Raw genomic sequence first — 1317 nt, 5'->3', positions numbered from 1 at the left:
GTCGACCAACTGGAGCAGTTGCCCGCTCCCGACGGTTTCCGGCGCGTCACCCACATGCTGGTGGATGCCGGCGCGCGGGACATCATCTGGGTCGATCCGCTGCCCGCCGACATCATCCGCACGCCGCCGGCCATCGGCTTCACCGTCGCCACGAAGAAGTTCCAGGGTCGCGTCACCGTGCTGTATGAGCGTGGCCTCGACCTCTACGCGGTGGAGCTGCACCGCGACGGCGAGCTGGTCGAACGGGTCGATGAGGTGTTCTTCGACACCCTCGGCGAGACGCTGGAACGGCTGATCGACGACGGGAGTTGGCGGCGCATCCGCGTGCAGTGCCTGTCGTGTCGTAAGGCTATCCGGCACTGATCTCACAGCAGCTTCCCGCCCTCGCGGCGGGAAGCCTCTTTTCCTGCCCCCTGGAGATCACACCCATGACTGTTCGATTCAAAGGCACGGAGCTGCGGCCCGTGCTCGCCGAAGCGGTGGCGAATCAATGCCGCGTCATCCTGGTCAAGGATCAGGGCTTGTACTTCCTGGCCGAGTGCGGCGAGCGCCGACCCGATGGTCGCCAGAAGACCATCGCCTATGCCGCCGGTTGCAACCCGGATGTCGATGCCTTCGACGACTGGTGGGAACTGGCGCGTGCCGAGTTCGGTGGCGACGACTTCGGCGAGTTCTTCGATCCGCAGGAGGGCGTGTTTGCGCGCATCCTGCGCAGCGAGGACGACCTCGACGTGTCCGCCACCGCGACACACCTGTCGCTGCAGGCGGTTCCTCCCACGCCCAGCGGTAACTGACCGCCCATCCCTGGCCCCCGCTCCGGGGGCCTCTTTCTTCCCGGCAATGCGGACAGCCGCGAGTGCCGATTGCCGCTCGCCTGCGCGCCGTCCCGGCGCCACGCTTCCGGCCATGTTCCGCTGACGTCCGTCAGCGACATGCCCAGGCAGCCACGATCTTCAAGGCTGCGACGCGGTTCCGACCGCGTTGATCACCCCAGTTCGCACCGGCATCCATGCTCGAACGGCCATCGGTTTTCGATGGCGATGCCACCAAGCTGTTCCATCAACCCACGCGGGGGTTCCACACCTTCCCCGCCTGGGTCGGGTGTGTCTCCGCCTCATTGTTCTCAGGAGATTCACCATGACCACTTCCACCGAAAAGTCCTACTTCGATCTGCACATCACCGGCCTCGGGTACCTCAATCGCATCCGCGAAGTGAAGCCCAAGAAAGGCGATGCGTTCCTGGCCTGCGACATCGCGGCTCTGAACGGTCCCAGCGATGACGTCTCGTATGTGCGTTTCGACACGCGCGTATCGGGA

The 1317-nt window shown here is 65.1% G+C and carries 2 protein-coding genes and 1 pseudogene; all 3 read left to right on the top strand.

Going from position 1 to position 1317, the window contains the following annotated elements; genetic code table 11:
* Positions 1 to 363: pseudogene (locus N5K27_RS28845) on the top strand (GTPase); the annotation flags it as partial.
* Positions 364 to 428: 65 nt separating this feature from the next.
* On the top strand, positions 429 to 794 hold the full coding sequence (locus N5K27_RS28840) for a DUF3085 domain-containing protein (RefSeq protein WP_047925744.1): 366 nt from the start codon (positions 429 to 431) through the stop codon (positions 792 to 794).
* A 343-nt stretch (positions 795 to 1137) separates the two neighbouring features.
* On the top strand, positions 1138 to 1317 hold a 180-nt coding region (locus N5K27_RS28835; RefSeq protein ID WP_279821014.1), incomplete at its 3' end, for a DUF3577 domain-containing protein.

Origin of the sequence: Pigmentiphaga sp. GD03639 (genome assembly GCF_029845405.1) — a bacterium.
In the GTDB taxonomy this organism is placed as follows: Bacteria; Pseudomonadota; Gammaproteobacteria; order Burkholderiales; family Burkholderiaceae_B; genus Pigmentiphaga; species Pigmentiphaga daeguensis.
This window is presented reverse-complemented; position numbering and strand designations above follow the sequence as displayed.